The sequence below is a fragment of the Novosphingobium sp. GW835-FHT14H07 genome (assembly GCF_058793515.1).
Map to the genome: position 1 here is coordinate 1 of NZ_JBXAFX010000074.1, position 1,971 is coordinate 1,971.

4 protein-coding genes are annotated in these 1,971 nt (G+C 63.3%); all 4 read right to left on the minus strand.

Going from position 1 to position 1,971, the window contains the following annotated elements; genetic code table 11:
- Positions 1-131: 131 nt before the first annotated feature.
- The gene (grxD, locus tag AC1Q5P_RS21825) at positions 132-455 is read right to left on the minus strand and encodes a Grx4 family monothiol glutaredoxin (protein WP_039335195.1); all 324 of its coding nucleotides are present in this window, start codon (positions 453-455) and stop codon (positions 132-134) included.
- Between the two features lie 24 nt (positions 456-479).
- Positions 480-713 carry a BolA family protein gene (locus AC1Q5P_RS21830; protein WP_039335197.1) on the minus strand — a complete coding sequence of 78 codons (234 nt, stop codon included), beginning with the start codon at positions 711-713 and terminating at the stop codon, positions 480-482.
- Positions 713-1,036: a DUF1476 domain-containing protein gene (locus AC1Q5P_RS21835; protein ID WP_039335200.1), complete on the minus strand. Its 324-nt coding sequence runs from the start codon at positions 1,034-1,036 to the stop codon at positions 713-715. The genes AC1Q5P_RS21830 and AC1Q5P_RS21835 overlap by 1 nt, the downstream gene beginning before the upstream one ends.
- Positions 1,037-1,140: 104 nt before the next feature.
- The gene (locus tag AC1Q5P_RS21840) at positions 1,141-1,686 is read right to left on the minus strand and encodes a hypothetical protein (RefSeq protein ID WP_492520018.1); all 546 of its coding nucleotides are present in this window, start codon (positions 1,684-1,686) and stop codon (positions 1,141-1,143) included.
- Between the last annotated feature and the right edge of the window lie 285 nt (positions 1,687-1,971).

The window sequence follows — 1,971 nt, forward strand, 5'->3', positions numbered from 1 at the left end:
ACATCGGTCCGCTCCTTTCCTCTTCAAGCACCAGCATCATATCCGATGCCGGGGAAAAGGGGCGGGCCATCCCATAAAGACGCGACCGGCATTGCCGACCGCGCCTCATGAAATGCTGAACTCTTGGTGGATCAGGCGGCCTTGACGCCCGAATCTTCCATCAGCTGCTGCAATTCGCCAGCCTGGAACATCTCCATCATGATGTCCGATCCGCCCACGAACTCGCCCTTGACGTAGAGCTGCGGGATCGTCGGCCAGTCAGAGTAGGATTTGATGCCGCTGCGGATTTCCATGTCCTGCAGCACGTCAACCGAGGCGTATTCGACGCCCAGATGCTCGAGGATGGCAATGGCCTTGCTGGAAAAGCCGCACTGCGGGAACAGCGGCGTTCCCTTCATGAACAGGACGACGTCGTTGCCGTTGACGATTTCGGAGATGCGCTGCTCGGTCGACATGGTGGATGAGTTTCCTTTCCGTCCTCAGTTGGGAACGGCAGTGGTCAGTTGCAAGGCATGGAGCTCGCCGCCCATGCGCCCGCCAAGCGCATCATATACCAGCTTGTGCTGCTTGACACGGCTCAGGCCGGCAAAGGCGGCAGACGTGACACGGGCGGCATAGTGATCGCCGTCGCCCGCAAGGTCCGTGATCTCGACCTCGGCGTCCGGCAAAGCCGCACGGATCATCGCCTCGATCTCGGCCGCAGGCATTGCCATCAGGCTTCGCCCATCAGCTGGCGGCGGGCGTCGACCTGCTTGGCTTCCATCGCCGCGCGGATTTCCGCTTCGTCGGTTTCGATGCCGGCCGAAACCAGATCACCCAGCAGCTTGCGGATTACGTCCTCGTCACCGGCTTCCTCGAAATCGGCCTGCACGACCGACTTGGCATAAGCCTCGGTTTCGGCCGCATCGAGGCCCATGCGCTCGGCCGCCCAGGTGCCCAGCAGACGGTTGCGGCGGGCGTGGACGCGGAACATCATTTCCTCGTCACGGGCGAACTTGGCCTCAAAAGCCTTCTCGCGATCGTCGAACGTGGTCATCGGCCGGATATCCTTCGTAAAAGGGTTTCTCCAGCCGATAATCAGCGAGCGCGTTCCCTGCAAGGCATCACGAAAAGAAACACTGGGGCTCAGGCAGCGCGGAGTCAGATCCGCCCGCGGCGAATGTCGAGCAGCACGCCGCCTTCGCGGCTCACGTCGCAGGAGAAGCTGTCACCATTGCGAAGCGTGCCCGACACCCGATAGCCATCGCCATTGCGCGTGGCGTCGTAGACCTCGTCCACCTCGCCCTTCCGCTCGGCTTCGGTGACGCAGGTATCGACCGCGTCGTTCAACCCGCGCGAACCGACGCCTGCCCGGCTGTCGTCCCGCCAGTCATCGGGCTGCCCATCTCGCTGAACGTCTCGCGGGTCGTTGCGCCGATCCTCTTCGGGGCGATAGCGATAGCCATCATCCTCCCCGGAATTGCGCTTCTTCTCGGCCTTGCTCGCAGCGGTCGCGATTGCCGCAATGCCGCCGATGATCAGCAGCCCGGCCAGCACATCGCCGCCGTCGACGCCGCCGCGATCGCGGTGCCATCCGCGCCCGCCCCAGCCGCCGCGATCCCAGCGTCCATGCGCCTCGGCAGCAACCGGCAGTGCGGTCGTCGCCAGCGCAGCCAGCGCCATCGCAATCCTGGAAAAACGTCCCACCATGATCATCCCTTCACAACCGACAGCCTGCCCCGATCCATGGGCCAGCAGTCGGTGCCCGTCATTCTTGCAAGGCTAGGCGGCCCAGGCTTTCCGATGCCTGAACCGCCTGCCTTATCATGCTTCAGAGGCCGCGAATGCCGCTGTAGTCGAGGTCGACGACCCGGCCCCGTTCGAACTTGCACTTGAACGAACCGCTGTCATAGCCGTGCGGATTCCGACGATGGCGCGCATGTATTCCGATCTGATGCCGCGCAGCGTTCCGATTTGATCGCGCGCAGGTGA